At 39.0% G+C, this 1253-nt stretch carries 1 protein-coding gene; it reads right to left on the bottom strand.

The window, feature by feature from the left end; translation table 11 throughout:
- Positions 1 to 52: 52 nt before the first annotated feature.
- The gene (locus OCV69_RS16560; RefSeq protein WP_158360317.1) at positions 53 to 1174 is read right to left on the bottom strand and encodes an ISAs1 family transposase; all 1122 of its coding nucleotides are present in this window, start codon (positions 1172 to 1174) and stop codon (positions 53 to 55) included.
- Positions 1175 to 1253 lie beyond the last annotated feature (79 nt).

Below are 1253 nucleotides of genomic sequence, written 5' to 3'. Positions count from 1 at the left end.
CACGACATACGCATGAATTGTTTTCCTTCCTCTTTTTCAGAATATCTTGTTTTTAAAAATTTAATACCTGTTCCAAAAACTCTGCTGGGTTCATACTGATTACAAATCGTTTCTTTTTCATGGACAGATTAGGACGGAAAATCTCTACCATTTTCAATATACTTAAACACCATTTCCTTATGATATTCAAATTTTCGGCTGCCTGCTTATCCAGCGTTCTATTCGCATCTTCCTTAAATGTTACATCCAACTGCCAGTGCATACTTTCTACACTCCAATGGCCTCTCACTGCACGGCTAAACAGCTCAATGTCTTCATTTAGGCTGCTGATATAATAACGGATCTCTTTTTTCTCCTGACCGTCTTTTCGTATCGTCTTTTCTTCCATTCCAATACTTTTTAGCCCTTTCCAGTCCTTCTTCTGAGACAGCCAGCCAATTTCTTTCGTCTGGTAATATTCTCGGATTTCTAATTGACTGTGGGCTTTTTCAATTGTTTTTTTATATTTTCCCTTCTTACGCAGTTCTTCTTTTATCTCGGCATCATTCAGGTACAAACTCACATCCTCATGCAGCGTCCTCTGGTTTTCCTTTAACGCCAGTACATAGTCTCCTCGTTTTAAACGGATCTTCTCGGCTATGGCTGTCTGCGTTCCCATAGCATCAATCGTCACAACTTGACCTTTGATCCGGATTTTCTCCAGTAATTCCGGTATTGCTGTAATCTCATTACTCTTGGTATTTACTACCTTCTGACCAAGGCTGAAGCCATCTTCCTTACTCCAGGCCGTTATGATATGGTTCGGTTTTCCTTCTTTTCTTTTATTGGAACGCATCGTTTTTCCATCAATGCAGATCAGTTTACGCAATACTTCCCCTTCGTTTTGATTCAGTAATTCCTGCCATTTACCATAAAGCTGCTGCAGGATTTCTGGTGACAGCATTCCAAATACACGGCAAAGTGTATCATGAGACGGAATTCCGTTTTTCAATTCAATATATTTTTTCAAATATGCTTCATGATAATGGGCAAAGTATTCCATTTCCACCCAGTCATCCACATTTGCAAGCGTAGCAAACAAAACAATCACGATTATGTCCTTTAGCTTATGCCGTACTTTCGTCTGCTGACGCTTATCTTCAATATAATCCATCCATTCTAACAACTCATCCATAGCAAAACCCCCTTTTTCTTTTTATCATACCAGAAAAAGGGGATTTGTTCACAATTTATTTACTCATGCGTTTGTCCTG

This window comes from Alitiscatomonas aceti, from assembly GCF_025567195.1.
Lineage (GTDB): Bacteria > Bacillota > Clostridia > Lachnospirales > Lachnospiraceae > Alitiscatomonas > Alitiscatomonas aceti.
The sequence above is the reverse complement of the archived record's forward strand: the minus strand, read 5'-3'. Positions and strand labels throughout refer to the sequence as shown.